Source organism: Bartonella sp. AA23NXGY (assembly GCF_042197165.1).
GTDB lineage: Bacteria > Pseudomonadota > Alphaproteobacteria > Rhizobiales > Rhizobiaceae > Bartonella.
This window is the reverse complement of sequence record NZ_JBHIRO010000003.1, coordinates 55,145-75,830: the sequence shown is the minus strand read 5'-3', so window position 1 is coordinate 75,830 and position 20,686 is coordinate 55,145. Positions and strand designations below refer to the sequence as shown.

The 20,686-nt window shown below is 37.7% G+C and carries 16 protein-coding genes; 9 read left to right on the top strand and 7 right to left on the bottom strand.

Translation table 11 applies throughout. The annotated features are described in order from the left end of the window. Nucleotides 1-698: 698 nt before the first annotated feature. The 6 genes from tgt to ssb all read right to left on the bottom strand — a co-directional run bounded on the left by tgt (nt 699) and on the right by ssb (nt 8,447). Nucleotides 699-1,817 carry a tRNA guanosine(34) transglycosylase Tgt gene (tgt, locus tag ACFINY_RS02525; RefSeq protein ID WP_375611521.1) on the bottom strand — a complete coding sequence of 373 codons (1,119 nt, stop codon included), beginning with the start codon at nt 1,815-1,817 and terminating at the stop codon, nt 699-701. A gap of 1,451 nt (nt 1,818-3,268) precedes the next feature. Next, nucleotides 3,269-3,781, bottom strand: coding sequence for a peptidylprolyl isomerase (locus tag ACFINY_RS02520; RefSeq protein WP_375700796.1), 513 nt, complete (start codon nt 3,779-3,781; stop codon nt 3,269-3,271). 18 nt (nt 3,782-3,799) lie between these two features. Beyond that, entirely contained in the window at nt 3,800-4,393 is a 594-nt protein-coding gene (locus ACFINY_RS02515) for a peptidylprolyl isomerase (RefSeq protein WP_375621402.1), read from the bottom strand. A 2-nt stretch (nt 4,394-4,395) separates the two neighbouring features. Beyond that, nucleotides 4,396-4,902, bottom strand: a complete 507-nt coding sequence (gene coaD, locus ACFINY_RS02510) for a pantetheine-phosphate adenylyltransferase (RefSeq protein WP_375700795.1) — start codon at nt 4,900-4,902, stop codon at nt 4,396-4,398. Between the two features lie 24 nt (nt 4,903-4,926). Further along, on the bottom strand, nt 4,927-7,710 hold the full coding sequence (gene gyrA, locus ACFINY_RS02505; RefSeq protein ID WP_375629047.1) for a DNA gyrase subunit A: 2,784 nt from the start codon (nt 7,708-7,710) through the stop codon (nt 4,927-4,929). Between the two features lie 230 nt (nt 7,711-7,940). Continuing rightward, entirely contained in the window at nt 7,941-8,447 is a 507-nt protein-coding gene (ssb, locus tag ACFINY_RS02500; RefSeq protein WP_375611516.1) for a single-stranded DNA-binding protein, read from the bottom strand. Between the two features lie 330 nt (nt 8,448-8,777). Here ssb and uvrA point away from each other — a divergent pair, with 330 nt between their 5' ends. From uvrA to ACFINY_RS02480, 4 genes are all read left to right on the top strand, one after another. Then, a complete protein-coding gene (gene uvrA, locus ACFINY_RS02495; RefSeq protein WP_375700794.1) occupies nt 8,778-11,693 on the top strand; it encodes an excinuclease ABC subunit UvrA in 2,916 nt (971 codons plus the stop codon). A gap of 1,064 nt (nt 11,694-12,757) precedes the next feature. Then, on the top strand, nt 12,758-13,096 hold the full coding sequence (locus tag ACFINY_RS02490) for a P-II family nitrogen regulator (protein WP_015856528.1): 339 nt from the start codon (nt 12,758-12,760) through the stop codon (nt 13,094-13,096). A gap of 59 nt (nt 13,097-13,155) precedes the next feature. Further along, nucleotides 13,156-14,565 (top strand): type I glutamate--ammonia ligase, encoded by a 1,410-nt coding sequence (glnA, locus tag ACFINY_RS02485; protein ID WP_375611514.1) that lies wholly within the window; start codon nt 13,156-13,158, stop codon nt 14,563-14,565. A gap of 156 nt (nt 14,566-14,721) precedes the next feature. Further along, nucleotides 14,722-15,267, top strand: coding sequence for a hypothetical protein (locus ACFINY_RS02480; RefSeq protein ID WP_375611513.1), 546 nt, complete (start codon nt 14,722-14,724; stop codon nt 15,265-15,267). A gap of 34 nt (nt 15,268-15,301) precedes the next feature. Here the strand turns inward: ACFINY_RS02480 and ACFINY_RS02475 are convergent, their stop codons facing one another. After that, the gene (locus tag ACFINY_RS02475) at nt 15,302-16,084 is read right to left on the bottom strand and encodes an ATP12 family chaperone protein (protein ID WP_375611512.1); all 783 of its coding nucleotides are present in this window, start codon (nt 16,082-16,084) and stop codon (nt 15,302-15,304) included. Nucleotides 16,085-16,978: 894 nt separating this feature from the next. On the opposite strand from ACFINY_RS02475, the gene ACFINY_RS02470 reads away from it, so the two are divergent. From ACFINY_RS02470 to ACFINY_RS02450, 5 genes are read left to right on the top strand one after another with little or no spacing between them, the layout of a single operon-like run. Next, nucleotides 16,979-17,290, top strand: coding sequence for a prephenate dehydratase domain-containing protein (locus ACFINY_RS02470; RefSeq protein ID WP_375611511.1), 312 nt, complete (start codon nt 16,979-16,981; stop codon nt 17,288-17,290). Then, nucleotides 17,277-17,834 carry a DUF6421 family protein gene (locus tag ACFINY_RS02465; RefSeq protein ID WP_375611510.1) on the top strand — a complete coding sequence of 186 codons (558 nt, stop codon included), beginning with the start codon at nt 17,277-17,279 and terminating at the stop codon, nt 17,832-17,834. The genes ACFINY_RS02470 and ACFINY_RS02465 overlap by 14 nt, the downstream gene beginning before the upstream one ends. A 31-nt stretch (nt 17,835-17,865) precedes the next feature. Beyond that, the gene (locus tag ACFINY_RS02460) at nt 17,866-18,483 is read left to right on the top strand and encodes a DUF6421 family protein (protein WP_375611509.1); all 618 of its coding nucleotides are present in this window, start codon (nt 17,866-17,868) and stop codon (nt 18,481-18,483) included. Beyond that, nucleotides 18,480-19,427, top strand: a complete 948-nt coding sequence (locus tag ACFINY_RS02455; protein WP_375613117.1) for a DMT family transporter — start codon at nt 18,480-18,482, stop codon at nt 19,425-19,427. Before ACFINY_RS02460 ends, ACFINY_RS02455 begins: the two co-directional genes overlap by 4 nt. After that, nucleotides 19,424-20,686, top strand: a complete 1,263-nt coding sequence (locus tag ACFINY_RS02450) for an acetyl-CoA carboxylase biotin carboxylase subunit family protein (RefSeq protein ID WP_375700793.1) — start codon at nt 19,424-19,426, stop codon at nt 20,684-20,686. The genes ACFINY_RS02455 and ACFINY_RS02450 overlap by 4 nt, the downstream gene beginning before the upstream one ends.

The window sequence follows — 20,686 nt, the reverse complement described above, 5'->3', positions numbered from 1 at the left end:
TCAGATATCTAACTCACTATCTGTAAATTAAAATATTCACGTAAATATATTATGATTATTTTCAGATAAATTCTATAAACAAAGCAAAAAACAAATATAACAAATTTTTTATAAGTATATTTATTGATATTTTATAAATAAGACAATTACCGTGATTAATATTTAATTTATTATGACATTATATCTATAGTTTTATTATAATTAATAATATTACATAAATCTATTTTAAAGAATATTTAAATTTATATATAAAAACTTAAAAAATAAAATTATAACATTTTAAATGTTGTAATTTTATTTTAGTTTTATTTTAATTTTTCTAAAAATTTATCTGTTCGATTGTATATAACCCATTCTTTACCTTTAGTAATAAAAAACACAAAGTAGCTCATAAAAGTACAATTTTCATACTTCTTTAAGAGTTCGCTAACGCCTCATTAACATTGTTGCTGTAAACAGTCATCAGAAACAGAAAAACTGTTTTTCTCCGGATCAGGTAGCGCGTACCGGAGTAACAGTTTCTGTTTTATATAGTAATTAGAAAAGAATATGTACCCTATAAAACCGCACTGTTATATCTTAAGATAGTGGAATTTTATAATTTTGGAAGATGTTTCTAATTTCATATTTTTAGCTAAATTTGTAAGTGCGAGAATAAATTCAATAAAAAAATGAGGTGCTATATTACGATTAATATTTTAGCGTCCTTGTGCCCATAGAGCACGCGTTTCAGCGCAAAAATCAGCATAACAGCCTTCCTCAATGGCATCACGAATTCCCTGCATAAGTTGTTGATAATAAAAAAGATTATTCCACGTCAACAACATCCCCCCAAGAGATTCACCAGATTTAATCAAATGATGCAAATAAGCACAACTATAATTATGTGCTGCTGGACAAAGTGACTGTGGATCAAGAGGAAGTGGATCTTCTGCATAACGCGCATTACGCAAATTAATTCTACCAAAGCGGGTAAAAGCTAAACCATGACGTCCTGCACGCGTCGGCATAACACAATCAAACATATCAACACCACGAGCAACACTTTGTAAAATATCATCAGGTGTCCCTACTCCCATAAGATAGCGTGGTTTATCCTCTGGTAAAATCGGACAAGTAGTATCCAATACTGCTGTCATAACACTCTGCGGCTCACCAACAGCAAGCCCTCCAATAGCGTAACCTTTTAAATCTATTTCTTTTAATGCTTGAGCAGAACGTTCACGCAGTTTCATATTATCACCCCCTTGAACAATCCCAAACAATGCTTTATCTGGCTGATCTCCAAAAGCTGTTTTACAACGCAGCGCCCACCGCAATGAAAGTTCCATAGCTTCTTCCATTTCTTTTTCAGTTGCGGGTAATGCAATACATTGATCCAACTGCATCTGGATATCCGCACCAAGAAGTTCTTGAATTTCGATAGAACGCTCTGGACTCATTTCATAGTAGGCTCCATTAATGTAAGAACGAAAAATCACACCTTGTTCAGTAATTTTACGGATTCCCGCCAATGACATAACCTGAAAGCCACCAGAATCGGTTAAAATAGGTCCGCTCCAGCGTGAAAATTCATGTAATCCTCCCAAACGCGCAACACGTTCAGCTCCTGGACGTAACATTAAATGATAAGTATTCCCCAAAATGATATCTGCACCAAGATCACGAATTTGATCCATATACATAGCCTTAATGGTTCCTGCCGTCCCAACAGGCATAAATGCGGGTGTACGAACACATCCTCGCCCCGTTATAATTTCGCCTCGACGTGCATACCCATCTTGAGCAATTTTTCTATAATGAAATGTCTTTATCATAACTCTCGTCTTTTTGATTCCATCAATGCATATCTCTATAGAAAGAAAAAAGATATCCCCTTACGAGCATTGTCAAAAGCTTTATGAATTAATTTTTGATTCGCTCAATATTGTAATCAGCATCAAAAATTAAACGAGATAAAAGAACATTTCTTGTTAAGAAACCACCATAATAAAAGTGATAATCTAGCTCTAGAAAAATAGTAAAATCCTTATAATATCATACCTCAAAATACCTACGCTTATCCTTAACAGAACTGCAACATTATTATCACAATAATTTCATCTTCACATACTTCCATAAGCAGTAACTTTGTACCCATAGAAGAAAATTTTGAACGCATTGTACAGCTTACATATTCTTTAACTTTTACAGATAAAAATTTTTCATCTACTGGGCACAGCGATCCTCACGCTTAATAAAAGCGCAAATGAGCATAATCACTTATCCACTCACAATATTGAGATAGCTCTTGGCATTAGAGATAATTCACAAAAGAAATTAACGTGTAAATAAAAATACTTTAAAAAACTAAAAATGCTTTTTGTAAAGATTCTCAAATACCAAAAGCTCTATCGTAACATTGGAGGCTGAAAAAGCGTATGATGGTACCCGTTTGCTCCTTCACAAGCTTTAAAGATGGTGGTGCATAATATTTTATACTATTTATAGCTTTAAAACTATACATGCTATGAATGTCATCGTGGAAGTGAACGTTGATATGTACTAAGAAATGCTTCTTAAAAAACACGTAAATACGCAACACAAGTGTATTCCGTTTGGAGCATTCCTCTATTAAAAAACGAGAAAAATAAAAGCGTAAGTCCATGCATAATCTTCATTATTTAAAAGATATTGCATTAGATACTTTTAAAAAAGTAAAGTTGAGTTAAAAAGGAGATGGCAAGACTAGCCATTTATTTCACTTCTGCGCCTTTATTATATTCTTCTAAGATTAAACTGTCTTCTTATTTTAAAGATTACGCCAATATATATATAAATGCTGGTTTTCCACCTTGCTAAGAAAACTGGATGAGCGAGTAAAGCTCTTATCCGTCTTAATATGTGTTTCAAACATGCTTCTGCATTAGGATTGGATGTTGATTTACGAGCAGAAACAAAAGCACACGCTCTCTTAAGAAAGTAACATCATAAAACCATTAAGACCGACAATGGATTGAAGAGAAATGCCGAATTTTTTATAAAACACTTTGCCAAACAACAACCATAATACAACAGACTTTGCGTTTTCTTATTCTGACAGGTGTTTGTACAAATCCGTTGCGTTATATTCTTCAGGAAGATCCGATTAAAGAAAATATATGGACAATGCTTAGCTCGAAATTATAAAAGGTAAGCGTGATACTACAAAAGAGTTTCGTGTGCCTTTATTGATCAGAAAAGAGTACTTTTTCTTAGAAACTTACAATTGAAATCAGTATAGTTTATACTATTCTACATCCGCAGCAATAATGGCTTTGGTAATTGAATCTGGATCTGCAACAGGTTCACCACGTTTAATTTTATCAACATTTTCCATACCTTCAACAACCTGCCCCCATATGGAATATTGACGATCAAGCCACGGAGCATCTGCAAAACAAATAAAAAACTGAGAGTTAGCAGAATTTGGATTCTGACTCCGTGCCATAGAAACTGTACCACGCTTATGAGAAAGATTTGAAAACTCTGCTGTTAAATTTGGTTTTTCTGCTCCCCCCATACCAGCACGTGATAAATTGAATTTTTCACTATCCTTCTTTCCAAATTGCACATCCCCTGTTTGCGCCATAAAACCATCAATAACGCGATGGAAAATAACATTATCATAAGCACCTTCCCGTACCAGTTCTCTAATACGTGCAACATGACAAGGTGCCAAATCAGCAAAAAGCTCAATAACAACTCTGCCCTTTGTTGTTTCAAGAATTAAAGTATTCTCTGGATTTTTATTCTCAGCCATATGGAAAGCTCCCTTGATTCATTTCTCAACTTGTAAAGTTGCAGCATTAATAACATCAGGATTTTTTACAGATCCATTATTACTTGTCGTACCTTTTTTTATTTTATCAACAACATCCATCCCCTTTATAACCTCTCCAATAACCGTATACTGACCGTTTAAAAAATCAGCATCATCAAAACAAATGAAGAATTGAGAATTCGCGGAATCCGGATCTTGTGATCGTGCCATCCCAACTGTGCCACGCTTAAACGGCTGTTTTGAAAACTCCGCCGGTATATTGGGATAATTTGAACTACCCATACCAACGCGTTTCAGATCAAAATCTCTACTGCCTTTTTTTCCAAATTCTACATCACCAGTTTGCGCCATGAAATTAGGAATAACGCGATGAAACACAACATTATTATAGGCCCCCTCCTCTGTTAATCTTTTGATTTGCGCAACATGCTTTGGCGCCAAATCAGGACGCAGACGAATAATGACATCACCATCTTTGAGAGATAAAACAAGAAGGCTTGCATCACTTGCTGGGCTAGGATTACCAGCGACTGCAGACAATGAAAAAAAACAAAACACACATATCAAAACAGCAAAAATTCTACGAGACACACTTATTCTCCCCTAAAAGATTGGTATTTCGAGCTTAAAGCTTGTGCAACATTGAGCGGTACAAATGGTGTCACATCACCTCCCATAGAGGCAATTTGGCGTACCAATGTAGAAGTTATCGCGCGCCCAGAAACACTTGCCGGCAAAAAAACAGTTTGCAATTCAGGAGCCATAACACCATTCATTCCTGCCATTTGCATTTCATAATCAAGATCAGTACCATCACGCAATCCACGAATGAGAAATGAAGCACCAACTTCACGCGCCTTCTCAATGAGAAGGTTGCTAAATGAAAGAACCTGCAATCGATTAGAATCTGCACCAAATAAGTCTTTCCCTACCTGCGTAATGAAATCAACACGCTCTTCGAAGCTAAAGAGTGTTTTTTTGTCAGCCTGTATCCCTATAGCGACGACCACCTTATCAGCTAACACAAAACACCCTTTCAAAACATCAAGATGACCATTTGTAAGAGGATCAAAAGAACCCGCGTAAAGAGCAATTTTCATGACTTTACTCCTTCCTCTTAAAAATTATTTTTCTTCGCTCATATCAACTGTATCAGAATGCTTCTCACCTTCATCATCTAATGAACTCGTATCATCTTCAGGTTCAGAAATACGTTCAACCGATACGACTCTTTCACCTTTGGCTGTATTAAAAATTGTGACTCCCTTAGTTGAGCGCCCAGCAGTACGAATTCCCTCAACAGGGACACGAATAAGCTGCCCCCCATCTGATACCAACATAATTTGATCTTGCGCCTTCACCGGAAAAGCCGCTACTAATTTACCAATTTCAGCTGTTTTAGATGGATCTGTTGCGCGAATCCCCTTTCCGCCACGTCCCGAAATCCGGAACTCATAGGAAGAAGAACGTTTACCATAACCAAACTCACTCACTGTCAAAAGCATTTGTTCACGTGCATGAAGTTCTGCATAACGTTCATCTGTTAACTCTGTTTCAGCACCCCCATCTTCTTCATCAAAAGTTATAACATCTTCAACATCAGCATCTGCACCAGAAGCACGCCGTTCATTCATTACACGTTTAATATAAGCAGAACGCTCAATGGACGTCGCCTCGACATGCTCTAAAATTGTCATCGAAATGACTTTATCGCCTTTAGCTAAATTGATACCACGAACTCCCACAGAATTACGCCCAGCAAAGACCCGAACATCAACAACTGGAAAACGGATACATTGTCCTTTGGCTGTTGTTAGAACAACATCATCATGTTCTGTACAGGTTTCAACAGAAAGAATTTCATCTTCTTCATCAAGTTTCATCGCAATTTTACCATTACGATTAACCTGAACGAAATCTGATAATTTATTACGACGCACAGTTCCACGTGTTGTCGCAAACATAATATCTAATGCACTCCAGCTCGCTTCATCTTCAGGCAAAGGCATAATCGTTGTAATACGCTCACCTTGTTGTAAAGGAAGCATATTGATCAAAGCCCGCCCACGCGATTGGGGTGTCCCCAGCGGCAGCCGCCAAACTTTTTCCTTATAAACAATCCCACGTGATGAAAAGAAAAGAACCGGAGTATGCGTATTGGCAACAAACAACCGCGTTACAAAATCCTCATCCTTCGTGGACATACCAGAACGCCCCTTACCACCACGTCGCTGTGCACGATAGGTATTAAGAGGCACACGCTTAATATAGCCACTATGGCTTACCGTTACCACCATATCCTCTGGTGCGATCAGATCTTCACTCTCCATCTCAGCGCTACCAAAACCAAATACGGTACGTCGCGGCGTTGCAAATTCCTCACGAAGAGCACTCAACTCATCCTTAACAATAGACATAATGCGTACGCGTGATGCCAAGATCTCAAGATAGTCAGCGATATCCACGCCAATTTTATTCAATTCATCAGCGATTTCATCACGCCCAAGGGCTGTCAATCGTTGCAAACGCAATTCTAAAATAGCACGCGCCTGTTCTTCAGAGAGGTTATAAGTACCATCCTCATGAATAATATGACGAGGATCATCAATAAGTTTAATCAAAGGCGCGACATCCATCGCTGGCCAGCGTCGCTCCATTAACTGTGCACGTGCTGTCTGCGGATCAGGAGCTTTGCGAATAAGCGCTATAATTTCATCAATATTGGCAACAGCAAGGGCAAGGCCAACCAAAACATGTGCTCGCTCACGCGCTTTACGCAAAAGATATTTTGTTCGCCGACTGACAACTTCTTCCCGAAAAGAAACAAATGCACGAAGCATATCAAGCAACGTCATCTGTTCGGGTTTTCCCCCATTCAAAGCAACCATATTACAACCAAAGGAAGTTTGTAGCGGCGTATACCGATATAATTGGTTTAAAACAACTTCCGCAACAACATCTTTCTTCAGCTCAATAACAACCCGATATCCATCACGATCAGATTCGTCACGCAAATCAGAGATTCCCTCAATGCGTTTATCGCGCACCAATTCAGCCATTTTCTCAATCATTGTTGCCTTATTAACTTGATAAGGGATCTCACTCACAATAATTGCTTGTCGACCACTGCGAATTTCTTCGATCTCAACTTTAGCACGCATAATGATTGAGCCACGCCCTGTTTCATAAGCTGCACGAACACCAGAGTGGCCAAGGATAATACCCCCTGTAGGAAAATCCGGACCAGGAATAATTTCAATTATTTTATCGAGTGTGATATCGGGATTATCAATCAAAGCGATACAACCATCAACGACTTCACCAAGATTATGGGGAGGAATATTGGTTGCCATTCCCACAGCAATTCCCCCTGACCCATTAACCAAAAGATTGGGAAAACGCGCTGGTAAGACAACCGGTTCACGCTCACGCCCATCGTAATTATCCTGAAAATCAACAGTATCTTTATCAATATCAGCTAAAAGTTCTTCTGAAACTTTTTCTAAACGACACTCAGTATAGCGCATAGCCGCGGGTGGATCACCATCAACGGAACCAAAATTTCCCTGACCATCAATTAATGGATTTCTTAAAGAAAAGTCCTGCGCCATACGCACTAATGCATCGTAAATTGAAGCATCACCATGGGGATGAAATTTCCCCATAACCTCACCAACAACACCAGCAGATTTACGATACGACTTATTGAAAGAAAGCCCCATCTCATTCATAGCATGAAGGATACGTCGATGAACAGGCTTAAGACCATCACGGACATCAGGGAGTGCACGTGAAACAATCACGCTCATCGCATAATCGAGATAGGAGCGTTGCATTTCATCAATAATACTGATTGGTTCAATACCGGTTAGCACATCACGTTCTGGGTGTGGAGTAAGATCGGTCACAATTTCAAAACTTTCAAAAAAGAATCATTTCACTTTATTTATAGCGAAAAATACACAAAAATGCTAATTTCTCTCCCATGACAAAAAAGAAATTTAACAATATTTTTCAAGATGTTATTAATTTATATTTTAAATTACCAATAATAATTAACAATTTTCACTTCGCTAAACTTCAAAAATCTGAAACAAGCAAACCATAAAATGATCATAATACTGCAATTTAAAGACTCTTAAAAAGGGACGTCATCATCTAATTTGTGTGAAAAACTTTCTCCCAATTGATTATTATTTTGACCAAAAGCATTTCTCTGATTTGAGTGACTATCGGCAAAGCCACCACTATAACTCCCCCCTTGACTTGCTCCTTGCTCCCCGCTCGCAGCTCCCCGCCCATCAAGCATTTGTAATTCGCCACGGTACTTTTGCAAAACAATCTCTGTTGTATAACGGTCATTTCCATTTTGATCTTGCCATTTTCGTGTCTGTAACTGCCCCTCAATATAAATTTTGCTGCCCTTTTTTAAATATTGCTCTGCAACTTTGACAAGGTTTTCATTAAAAATAACAATACTATGCCACTCAGTGCGTTCTTTTCGCTCATTTGTATTCCGATCGCGCCAACTTTCTGAAGTAGCAATACGCAGATTTGCCACTTGATCACCAGAATTCAAACGGCGGATTTCAGGATCCGCACCAAGATTACCAATCAAAATAACTTTATTAAGGCTACCAGCCATCGCATAAACTCCAAAATTTTAATTTGTAAAATACTCTGTTCTATAACAGTTATAACCATCTTGACCTTCAATTTACATGTCGCAATTGACTATCAATATGGGTATTGCTATCCTTTACCAATATTGTATTCAGTGTAATTATAACAAAAGATGATAAAAACGCATAGTTTATTCCACCACGAGAGAATAAAAAGCTGCTCATTTGTATTTTTTTCACAAAACTTATACCTTCCTTTTGCATTAAAGCAGTTAAACACATTATAATTCTAAAAAAACAGTTTTATTCCATTTTAGGTGCTCAATTTTTGCCACATATGCCAAGGATAAAGTATGACTCATCAAAAATATATCTCCATTCGCGGTGCACGTGAGCATAACCTTAAAAATATTGATCTCGATCTGCCTCGTGATAAACTCATTGTTATAACAGGACTTTCTGGATCAGGGAAATCATCCTTAGCGTTTGATACAATTTACGCTGAAGGACAACGCCGCTATGTCGAAAGCCTTTCAGCCTATGCACGCCAATTTTTGGAAGTCATGCAAAAACCCGATGTCGACCGCATAGACGGTCTCTCTCCAGCTATCTCCATTGAACAAAAAACAACCAGTCGCAACCCTCGTTCAACGGTAGGTACCGTTACTGAAATCCACGATTACATGCGTCTTCTCTTTGCACGTATTGGTATTCCTCATTCTCCTGCAACAGGACTTCCTATTGAAAGCCAGACAGTAAGCCAAATGGTGGATCAAATTATGGCCTTACCAGAAGGAACGCGAATTTTTATTATGGCACCCTTAGTGCGAGGACGAAAGGGAGAATATAAAAAAGAGCTAACAGAACTTTTAAAAAGAGGATTTCAACGCGCTAAAGTTGATGGAAAATTCTATGAAATCGCTGATATTCCACCTCTTGATAAAAAATATAAACACGACATCGATGTCGTGGTAGACCGCATTGTTGTACAGAAGGATATCACCTCTCGCTTGGCTGATAGTATAGAAACCTGTTTACAGCTAGCAAATGGGCTTGCCATAGCTGAAATGGCAGACCACCCCTTAGCACAAAAAGAAACGACAAAGGAATCTGCTCATAAATCAAAAAATGATACACACAAACGGCTCATTTTTTCAGAAAAGTTTTCCTGCCCTGTATCGGGTTTTTCTATTCCTGAAATTGAACCACGCCTTTTTTCGTTCAATAATCCTTTTGGCGCCTGTCCTCTCTGCGATGGACTGGGCATAAAAAAAGCAATGGATCCACTGAAAATTGTGCCCAATAAAAATCTTACCCTCAAGAATGGCGCCATTGCCCCTTGGGCTAAATCAGATTCACTTTACTATAAACAAACCTTAGAAGCATTAGGAAAAGCTTACGGTTTCAAACTCACAGATCAATGGTGTGAACTCTCTAATGAAGCACAACAGGCTATTCTCTACGGTACAAAAAGAGATGAAATTTCTTTTATCTATAAAAATAATTCTGGTTCGCATAAAATGACCCAACCTTTTGAAGGAATCATCCCTAATATGGAGAGACGCTGGAAAGAAACCGATTCTGCTTGGTCTCGAGAAGAAATCGAACGTTATATGTCTTCTTCGCCCTGCCCAGCTTGTCACGGTTATCGTTTAAAACCAGAGGCACTTGCTGTAAAAATCAACGGAATGCATATTGGGCAAATATCAGATCTTTCTATTCTAAAGGCAGATGATTGGTTTGCCAATGTTCATCAACATCTCACAGAAAAACAACGTAATATCGCCGTACGTATTTTAAAAGAAATTCGTGAACGTTTGGCTTTTTTAAATCATGTAGGATTGGAATATCTTACCTTGTCTCGAAATTCAGGAACGCTTTCAGGGGGAGAAAGCCAACGTATTCGATTAGCATCTCAAATTGGTTCTGGTCTTACAGGCGTTCTTTATATTTTAGATGAACCATCTATCGGTTTACACCAACGCGATAATGAACGCCTGTTGGAAATGCTGCGCCATTTGCGTAATCTTGGCAATACAGTTATTGTTGTTGAACATGATGAAGATGCTATTCTCACAGCAGACTATGTTGTCGATATGGGGCCTGCCGCAGGCGTTCATGGTGGAGAAATCATAGCGCAAGGAACACCGCAGGAAATTATAGAAAATTCAGCCTCTCTCACAGGCCAATACCTTTCAGGAAAAATGGCTGTTAAAATGCCGACAGAGCGACGCAAAATATCAAAAACGAAAACACTTAAAATCATCGGCGCCAAAGGCAATAACCTCAAAAATATCAATGCGAATATTCCTCTTGGAACCTTCACATGCATAACTGGTGTTTCTGGAGGAGGAAAATCAACATTTCTTATTGAAACGCTTTTCAAAGCAGCATCACATCATATCATGGGCTCTCATCACAGCCCTGCCAGCTATGACAAAATTAAAGGATTAGAATTTCTTGATAAAGTCATCGATATCAACCAGTCTCCTATTGGACGCACCCCACGCTCTAATCCCGCAACCTATACAGGTGCTTTTACACCGATTCGTGAGTGGTTTGCCGATCTTCCAGAATCAAAAGCCCGCGGTTACAAAGCTGGGCGTTTTTCATTTAATGTTAAAGGAGGACGGTGCGAAGCATGTCAAGGTGATGGAGTCATCAAAATTGAAATGCACTTTTTACCTGATGTCTATGTTACTTGCGATGTCTGTAAAGGAAAACGCTATAACCGAGAAACACTAGAAATAAAATTCAAAGGACAGTCTATAGCCGATATTTTGGATATGACAATTGAAAAGGCAGAGGAATTTTTCCAAGCTATTCCCGCTATTCATAATAAAATGGAAACTCTCATTAAAGTAGGATTGGGTTACATAAAAGTAGGACAGCAAGCAACCACACTTTCTGGTGGGGAAGCACAACGTGTAAAACTTGCGAAAGAACTTTCTCGTAAAACAACGGGACGTACACTCTATATTTTGGATGAACCGACAACAGGTTTACATTTTCATGATATTTCCAAACTTCTTGAAGTGCTTCACGAACTAGTCGAGCAAGGCAACACAGTTATAGTCATTGAACATAACCTTGATGTTATAAAGACAGCCGACTGGATTATTGATTTAGGACCAGAAGGTGGAGATCGCGGTGGTGAAATTGTTGCAATTGGACGCCCTGAAGACATCATTAAGGTTCCCGCTTCCTATACGGGAAAATTTCTAAAACATGTTTTACTGCGCCCATCTCTCTATAATTCCAATTCTTAGAAACGCTTTCTATTGTAAAATACAGCATACTAACAAAGCCTGTACTTTTATTATTACCTGTAAACCAACACCTAATTCCAGTGGTGCAACACGTTTGAAGCAAAGACTAAAAACAATTTAGCGCTTTATAAGCTGTTTCAGTTGTCGTATTGCCAAATAGGAACGCGCACATAATTGCGTATTTATTCTCTGTTTTGTTTATACCTGAAACGACCAGACAACCTAAACTGGGAAGAATATGAAGTTTTAAGGGTATAAATAAATTTCTATATTTCCATTTCCTTTTAATTTATCTTTATGATTTTCCAAGGCATCCACAGCAATATCTTATAATGAAGATTGCCATTGCTTCACACTTTTATTTATCGCGTTCCTTAATGAAGATCACATTCCTCACGAAGGAACAAAACGCCCCAAACGGAATATATTTGCGTTGCCAATTCCCACATCTGTTTTAAAGAAACATTTCTCAATGCTCTCAAGCCCATTTCACAACGGCTCCTATGAATGCTATAATGATAAACTCATTATTGTACACCACCATCTTTACATTTATGAATCGGCATCATCACACTCTTTTCCAATATTTGTCTTCCCTACTCCCTAATATTGTAAAGCCTTTAATTATCGAAAGCTTTCATAAAAAGCATTTTATTTCTTTTTTCAAATGTTGTTATCCACACACTCATAACTATTTATGATATATAAAAGTATCGTTTTGATTGATTGACGATAAAAAGATCTAAAATGAGAAAATCTTACGCTATTAGAGTTTCTCATTCAATGTGGAGAGCGTCTAATTATCCTTATAAGTCAAGATATTATCTAATAAAAAAGAAACAAAACTCTTTTATTATATTATTTGAATTCTGTATAAGAATTGTAAGTTTTTTTCCCAAAAAACAGTATTTGGCTGTATTCTACAAAAGAAACTCTCCTAACAGAGCATAGAGTGTCATTATTTTCGACTTTTTGTGCACAAAGTATCTGTTGGACATCTTACAGTTGTCAATATAATGTGATGCAGTCTAAAAAGACAAAATAACGTTGGAGATAATTTCAGCATGAAAAAAATTGAAGCCATTATAAAACCTTTCAAACTTGATGAAGTGAAAGAAGCGCTTCAAAAAATTGGGTTACATGGTATTACAGTAACAGAAGCGAAAGGTTTTGGTCGTCAAAGGGAACATACAGAACTTTATCGTGGTACGAAATATGTTGTTGACTTTCTACCTAAAGTAAAGATTGAAATTGTTGTGTCCGATGAAAAACTGGAACAAACTGTTGATGCAATACGTAAAGCAGCTCAAACCAAACATATAGGGGATGGAAAGATATTTGTCTTTTCCATTGATGATGCAATTCGTATAGGCACGGACGAAACCGGTATCGATGCCCTTTAATAAATAACGAGAAAATTCACTTTTTTATCCACCTCAACGCCATATTAAGGAAATTGAATATGACAACCGCATCAGATATTATCAAACAGATTACAGACAACGAAATCCGTTTTGTTGATTTACGTTTTACTGATCCACGAGGAAAATTGCATCACATTACAATGGATATCGCAGAGATCAGCGAGGATACTTTTAGTGATGGTGTCATGTTTGATGGTTCTTCAATTGCTGGTTGGAAAACAATTAATGAATCTGACATGGTTTTAATGCCAGATCCAGCAACAGCACATATTGATCCTTTTTTTGCTCAATCTACTTTGGTCATATTTTGTGATGTACTTGACCCTGTCTCTGGTGAGTTTTATCGTAGAGATCCTCGTTCTATCGCCAAAAGGGCTGAGGTGTATATGAAATCTTTAAACATTGGAGATACAATCAATGTGGGTCCAGAAGCAGAGTTTTTTATCTTTGATGATGTGCGCTATAAAACGGACCCTTACAACACAGGGTTTAAACTCGATTCAAGTGAACTTCCCTCTAATGATGATACGGAATATGAAACAGGAAATCTAGGGCATCGCCCACGAATAAAGGGAGGCTACCTTCCTGTTCCGCCGATTGATTCCTGCCAAGATATGCGTTCTGAAATGCTCACAGCACTCAAGGATATGGGCGTACAGGTCGAAAAACACCATCACGAAGTAGCAGCAGGCCAACATGAATTGGGTATTCGTTTTGATACACTTGTTCGCGAGGCTGACAAGATGCAAATTTTTAAATATGTTGTACATCAAATAGCAAACAGTTATGGGAAAACAGCAACCTTCATGCCAAAACCAGTTTTTGGTGATAACGGCTCTGGAATGCATGTCCACATTTCCATTTGGAAAGATGGCAAACCCATTTTTGCAGGAAATGAATATGCTGGACTATCAGAAACCTGTCTGTTTTTTATCGGTGGTGTTATTAAGCACGCAAAAGCAATAAATGCTTTTACCAACCCATCCACAAACTCCTATAAACGTTTGGTTCCTGGTTATGAAGCTCCTGTTCTTCTTGCCTATTCAGCACGTAATCGTTCTGCATCTTGCCGTATTCCTATGAGCTCCTCACCAAATTCAAAACGCGTAGAAGTTCGTTTTCCAGACCCAACAGCAAATCCCTATTTGGCATTTGCAGCCCTTTTAATGGCTGGTCTTGACGGTATCAAAAACAAAATTCATCCCGGACATGCTATGGATAAAGATCTTTATGATCTTCCCTTAAAGGAACTTAAAGAAATCCCTACTGTTTCAGGAAGCCTGCGTGAAGCGCTTGAAGCACTTGACAAAGATCGTGGCTTTCTTAAAGCTGGCGACGTTTTTGATGATGATCAGATTAATTCCTTCATTCAAGTAAAGATGCAAGAAGTCTTGCGTTACGAAACAACACCACATCCTGTTGAATTTGATATGTACTATTCTGTTTAAACAATCAATACGCATTCTTTTGATTTTGAAAATGGAGGCAAAAGCTTCCATTTTTGTGGATATTCTTCTCATGCAAAAGCGCAAGAGGCTTTTTGCTCATCCGCTTTTCCTTTATAATGTGTTGAATCTCTTCAAATGAATTAACAAAGGTTTCTAATGCCGCGAATTTGTTTTCTCGTTTCCGTTCTTTTATGCATTGTCTTTATCACATCAACAACTAAAGCACATACAATAACCAACCAAAAACTTACAACTCTTGAGAAAGCAACATCTGCTTATAGTAAAGCACTTAAAAATGCCGATGCAAATGCCATCTTAAATGCTATTCCTCCCCAAGTCATCAACCGCTTAACCGCCAAAAAAAATCTTAATCAATCGCAATTTCTACAAATCATGAAAAGCCAAATAGAACGGTTGGCAGAAAGTTACAAGATTGAAACGATCAACATTGATCAAAAACAAAAACGTGAAGGTACCCTTGATAATGGTACCCCTTATTTTGTTATACCCGTGGAGCTTGTAACCACAACAAATGCTGGAAAAAAATGCTCTATTCAAACTGAAATTATTGCCCTACTTCACGATAACCAATGGTATTTTATCCGTGGTAATGACGAAGCGCTCTTAACCATAACCAATGAACTATTTCCTGGACTTGATAAAGTAAAAACCAATCCTCAAAAAGTCACAAAAATACTCTGAGCGAAAAGAATGCACGTAAATAAAAGATTTTCCCCTATAAACAAGTTGTAACAATTGTAGCAGCAGCCTTAAATTCAACTTTTTTATGAGAACGGCGTGCTATTGTTTCTTTATCCGTTCCCCATTGTTCCATCATCCAATCTTCATCTAAATGGGCAATAGACCAAGCATGATCAGCATCAATGTTTCCCGCAGCAACAGCAAGAGCAATGAGAGCAGATCCCGTTAAGGTTGTCATCATATGAAGTGCAGCAAGCATATAAGCAGACTCAACGCTACGTAAATAATGACTCACAGCTTGAAGTGCTTCTGGTGATTGTTCCACATGCATCAGCCCTTCTGTCAAATAAAACCTTGCACCTAGCTTTTTTTCAGCCCAATCTAATAAAGGATCCCATTGTTCAGATTGTTTTTGCACCAACTCTTTAGGTGTTTGTGCACGATAAAAGATCATATCACATGCAACGAAACGCAATAAATCTTCAAAAACCGCCTGCATATCATCAGCGATACCATCAATAACAGTATTAACCAAACGCGTCATCGGCATTTTTGCAGGATCAACAACGTGCTTTTGGTTCTCAAATTCCTGAGCAACATATTCAGCAAACACTTCTGTTGGCACATGAAAATGACGCCTTGCGGGCGTTTTTACAGGACATTCATCCAACAAAATCGTAAAGCCGCCCTCCTCACAAGCGATCTTCACTTGCTTATAAAACCGTTTTGGGTGTGATTGGAATGAAAGATTTTGAACCTTTTGAATAGAACTCTTCTTATTCAATGGCATATCAACATGATCCAAAATCTCACGCATATTTGTTTACCTCTGATCTTTTCAAAAAAAAACGACTGTTTCTTTAGGTTCTGTAGCTTGAATAAGGTTTAATCTGACCTTCTTAACGATTCCAAAGAAGAAAAAAATCTTGCCAATCTCAATCTAACTTAAGAGTTATATTTCATGTTTCTTTTACAAACAAGACAATGATGATTGCCTTTTATATATTTAATACAATCATAATAGTAAAACAATTTCTAAAAGTATTATCTTAATTAAGAAATTAAACATATTGAGTTTTATGGCAAAGATGTTCATGCCTTACCAATTTGCTTATTATTCACCTATAATAGTATTATCAATATGAATAGATTCAAAAACGCTGATCATCTAAAAAATGATAGAGCAGTGTGCTTTACGTATCATTTACCTTTGTTTAACCATTCCAATAATTCTCTAACATATCCAATAAATACCCTGCATAGAACTTTCCTGCTCAATCACTCCCCTAAACGACGATGTTTTACGGCATGATAGAATAATGAACAAACAAAATTATATCTTAAATTTTTTCACATATACATTATTTTATAAAGCACTAAATTACTTAACGCATTGTGCTTGATATACTCTACATATTACACTAGTTTAAATTTAGGCATATAATTATAAAGAATAGAGATCATGCAATCTGAAAATAATACATTTATCTATACACTTGGCCCTGCAGATACTAACTGTGCAGCAGCAACACAGTGGTGGCTTGACAATCACAATAAAAATATTTTGTCCACTGACTCGAGATCCCGTATTATATAATACGCAACTCTTGAAGAAGCATTTAATGAACTTGCTCAAAAAAAAGATGCTTATCTCTTAAGTTGTGCTGCTTACCCTGATTTGCATACACTCATATTTACCCGTTTAGGTGATATGCAATTATTTGACAGCTTTATCATGCCTACTCACTCTATGGTTTTAGCTAAACGCAATAACGCTGATGAAATTAAAACCATAGCGTCTCATCCTGCCCCGCAATCTCTGGTAGCTCATCAATATGACAAAGTATTTGCCAACAGCAATGCTGATGCAGCCGTTCTTTGTAAGGCTGAAAAAGCAGATGCTTGTATCACAACATCGGTTGCGGCAAATCGCTATAGGCTGAGTATTGTCGAAAATTTTGGACAAGTGCCAATGGCCTTTTTGCTCCACTCACTAAAGTCAACTCATCATGAAAAAATCTGAAGCGCTTCTTTCCATTGTTAACTTGGTTGACAAATTCCGTATGCGCCAAGAACGAGATGGGAGCATTAAAGAACCAACTTCAGCAGATAATAATATGATCAATGAATTGATCACTCTGCTGAACCACCATGCCAATATTCTTGACGGATTATCTCCAAAACTTTTAGCGACCACTTCTGATGATCTTCATCAGTGGATGATCAGCGGTTTAACGACCCCTCCTAAATTTGATAACACTTTGGCTGCTTTCAAAGCCCCATTACCAGATGCGCCCTTGTTTTTCTTGGCTCCAATGCGTGCAAAAAATGGACCTGATCCAGAAGGATTCCGGCTGGAATTAGTTACAGGATATCGTCATGAAACGGCCTATCTTGCTGACGCCTCAAAATATACAAATAATTATGTATCACCATTTCAATGTATAAAAATGGGAATAGCATCAAGAGGTTTTTTAGAAGGCAATTGCATTGTTCTATTCCCAGAATCTGTAGCAGCTGCTCAAAAAATTGATAAGCAAGCATTTGCTTTGTTTTTTTTTCAGTAAATTCTTTGATATTTACAACAAGCAAACAATTGTGGAAGCTGAACGTTTACTCGGTCGAGATAGTAAATTCCTGTTCGGTCAATTGCATAGTCGTAACTTATCTAAAGAAGACATTTACGATGCTCGCTGTTTGTGGGGCTATTATCATGACTATGCACATCATACCGGACCGCGGCCATTGGATAAAAATCTGTATATAAAATTAAATTGGTTTACAGGTCTTCTAGAAGAAACTAAAGTTGATTTAATTACAGTGCGTATTATGCTACAAAATCATCCAAAATTTTGGAAAGAAATAACTGAATTTATCCTATTAGAACGCATATTTCGTTATCCAAAAGATTCTGATCAGCATATGACATTCGATGCTGGTACAGGGATCTTGCTTTTTGAAATATTGATGCGGAACAAAGCATTGATTGAAACAAATCAAGGTTATCTTCAATTTGATTTGGAGCGTCTTGAAAAAGTAATAATATTGATGATAGCAGATATAGAAGCACTTGAAGCATTAGATGGTGACGCTTATTTGGCAGGAGCTAAAGATTATATCCAAAATAATCTTGGTAAGCCGCAAACTTCACAGTCACGATTTAATTTTTCAACATCATCTTATGCACAGCGAGTGATTAGAGGATTAAATCATTGAGTTTTATAAAAGGACGATTATTATTATTTACTTTTGCCATTCTAGCATTGTTTTCCATAAGTTGGTTATTATCTAAGAATTTGGTTAGCAATATACCCGTCATGCATGCAGTTGGACTTAGGTTGTTTGCCACCGCTGCCACCTTATGGCTGATTGCAATATTTCGTGAGAAAGCTGTTTTCAGATCCCTACCATTGCTTTCCATGATACCTTCTTTTTTAATTCTCTCAGTGTTAGGATTTTCGCTGTATTTTGTATGCAGCTTTGGTGCATTAAAATCGCTCAAAGCCAGTGATTTAACCATGGTGCTCGCTACTATTCCAGGAATTACTTATATATTAGGTGCATTGACAAATGTCCTTAAATTCTCATGGCTGAAGCTTAGTGGAGTGATAATTGTCAGTGTAGCAGCTGTAGTATTCAATATAAATAGTGGAGAAGGTGGATATTATAACCTGATAGGAGTAGTGCTTGCCTTAACAGCAGCACTTTCTTATTCTGCTTATGGCTTATTGTCTAAACGTTATCTTAAAAATCTACCTTTGCTCACCTCACTGGCTTGGATCACGACAATTTCTGCAGCATCATTTATGCCATTATTTATTTTTGATCCTGCCCCACTCTTCTATCTTAAGTTAGAAGATATATTTAAAATATTGATTTTAGGAACTGTTTGCTCGGCACCAGTTTACGTATTATATCAAAAAGTTTTAGCCGAAGGAGGCGTATTATACGCCAACACTATCGGCGTATTATCCCCTTTTGCAGTGATTGCATGTGAATGGATAATCGGCTCGAGCCCTTCTCTCAATATGATCAAAATAATTGCTATGATTGTAGTTGTTATAGGGATGACACTCTTATTTATAGATGCATCAAAGGTATCTACATGGCAACATAAACGCCATTCTCAAAACTCCAAATTTAATGAGGAAACAAAATGAAAAAACTCGCGTTAGTTTGCCAGCGCAATGCAAAATTACCATTTATATTTGAAGCAGCACAAGCAGCTAATATCGAATTAGTAATGATCTATGATACCGCTGAAAGCGTTCCCTCTCAACACCCCGCAGCAGTAACTTCAACTTGGCAACTTCCTGTTTTTGATAACCCAGAGGCAGCTCTAGACACTTTTGCAACGGAAGCAAAAGAACGCAATATTTCTGGGGTTATGACCCTTCGCGAAGAAGCCATCCTATGGACAGCTTTGGCTGCAAAAAAAATCAATACTCCAAGTATTGAACCAGAAGTAGCAGCATTAACCAGAAATAAATATCTCATGCGTCAAACTTTCGCTAAAGCAGGCTTAAGAACACCAGGATTCTTTTATATAGATCATCCAGAAGACCTATCACAAACACAAGCCTTGGATTATCCACTCGTTATTAAACCCGTCTCTGGATGGGCAAGTACAGGCGTCATGTTAGCTAAAAATTCCGCCGAACTTCCTGATCTCATTAAAGCCGTATGGAATGTTCAGCATAAAGACATGGCACGTTTTAATGATAAAAATAAACCTGTAGGTTTAGTAGTAGAACAGTATTTGCCAGGAAAAGAGTTTGTCGTAGAATGCTTTGTTGATACAGCAGGTGTACACGTTCTGGCCATTGGAGACAAGGGACAGCCTGAGGGACCATGGTTTGAAGAAACAATTTATCGTCAACGCTGTGATATAGATGATCCTTTAATTATTGCTTTATGTGAGGCTGCATGCTCTGGAGTTAAAGCTCTTGGTATAAATATAGGTGCTGCCCATGTAGAGCTACGCCTAGATGCTCATAATTTACCTTATATCATTGAGATTGGCGCTCGTATAGGTGGATCGGGTGTCTCCCATTTTATTGTTGAGCAAAGTACAGGGATTTCATTTGCAAAACTATGTATGAATACCGCTTTAGCTGAAAAAAACTTAGACCTTCCCGATATACTTCCAGCTGAAAAAGTGGCGGCAAATTATATTATTCCTCTTCGTGGTCATGGACGGTTTTCTGGATTTTTAGGTCTCGATAAGGTTGCACAGCATCCTCAAACCGCCAGAACTATCATTTTCTTTGAAACCAATCATCTTTCACCACCTCCACCAGCATTTGGTGGATATCCTGGTTTTATTTTCTCTGTTCATAACTCAAACGAAGAAGCACGCAATTATCACAAATGGCTCGATGACACCTTAAGCATCATATGGCAAAACATTGATTTATAA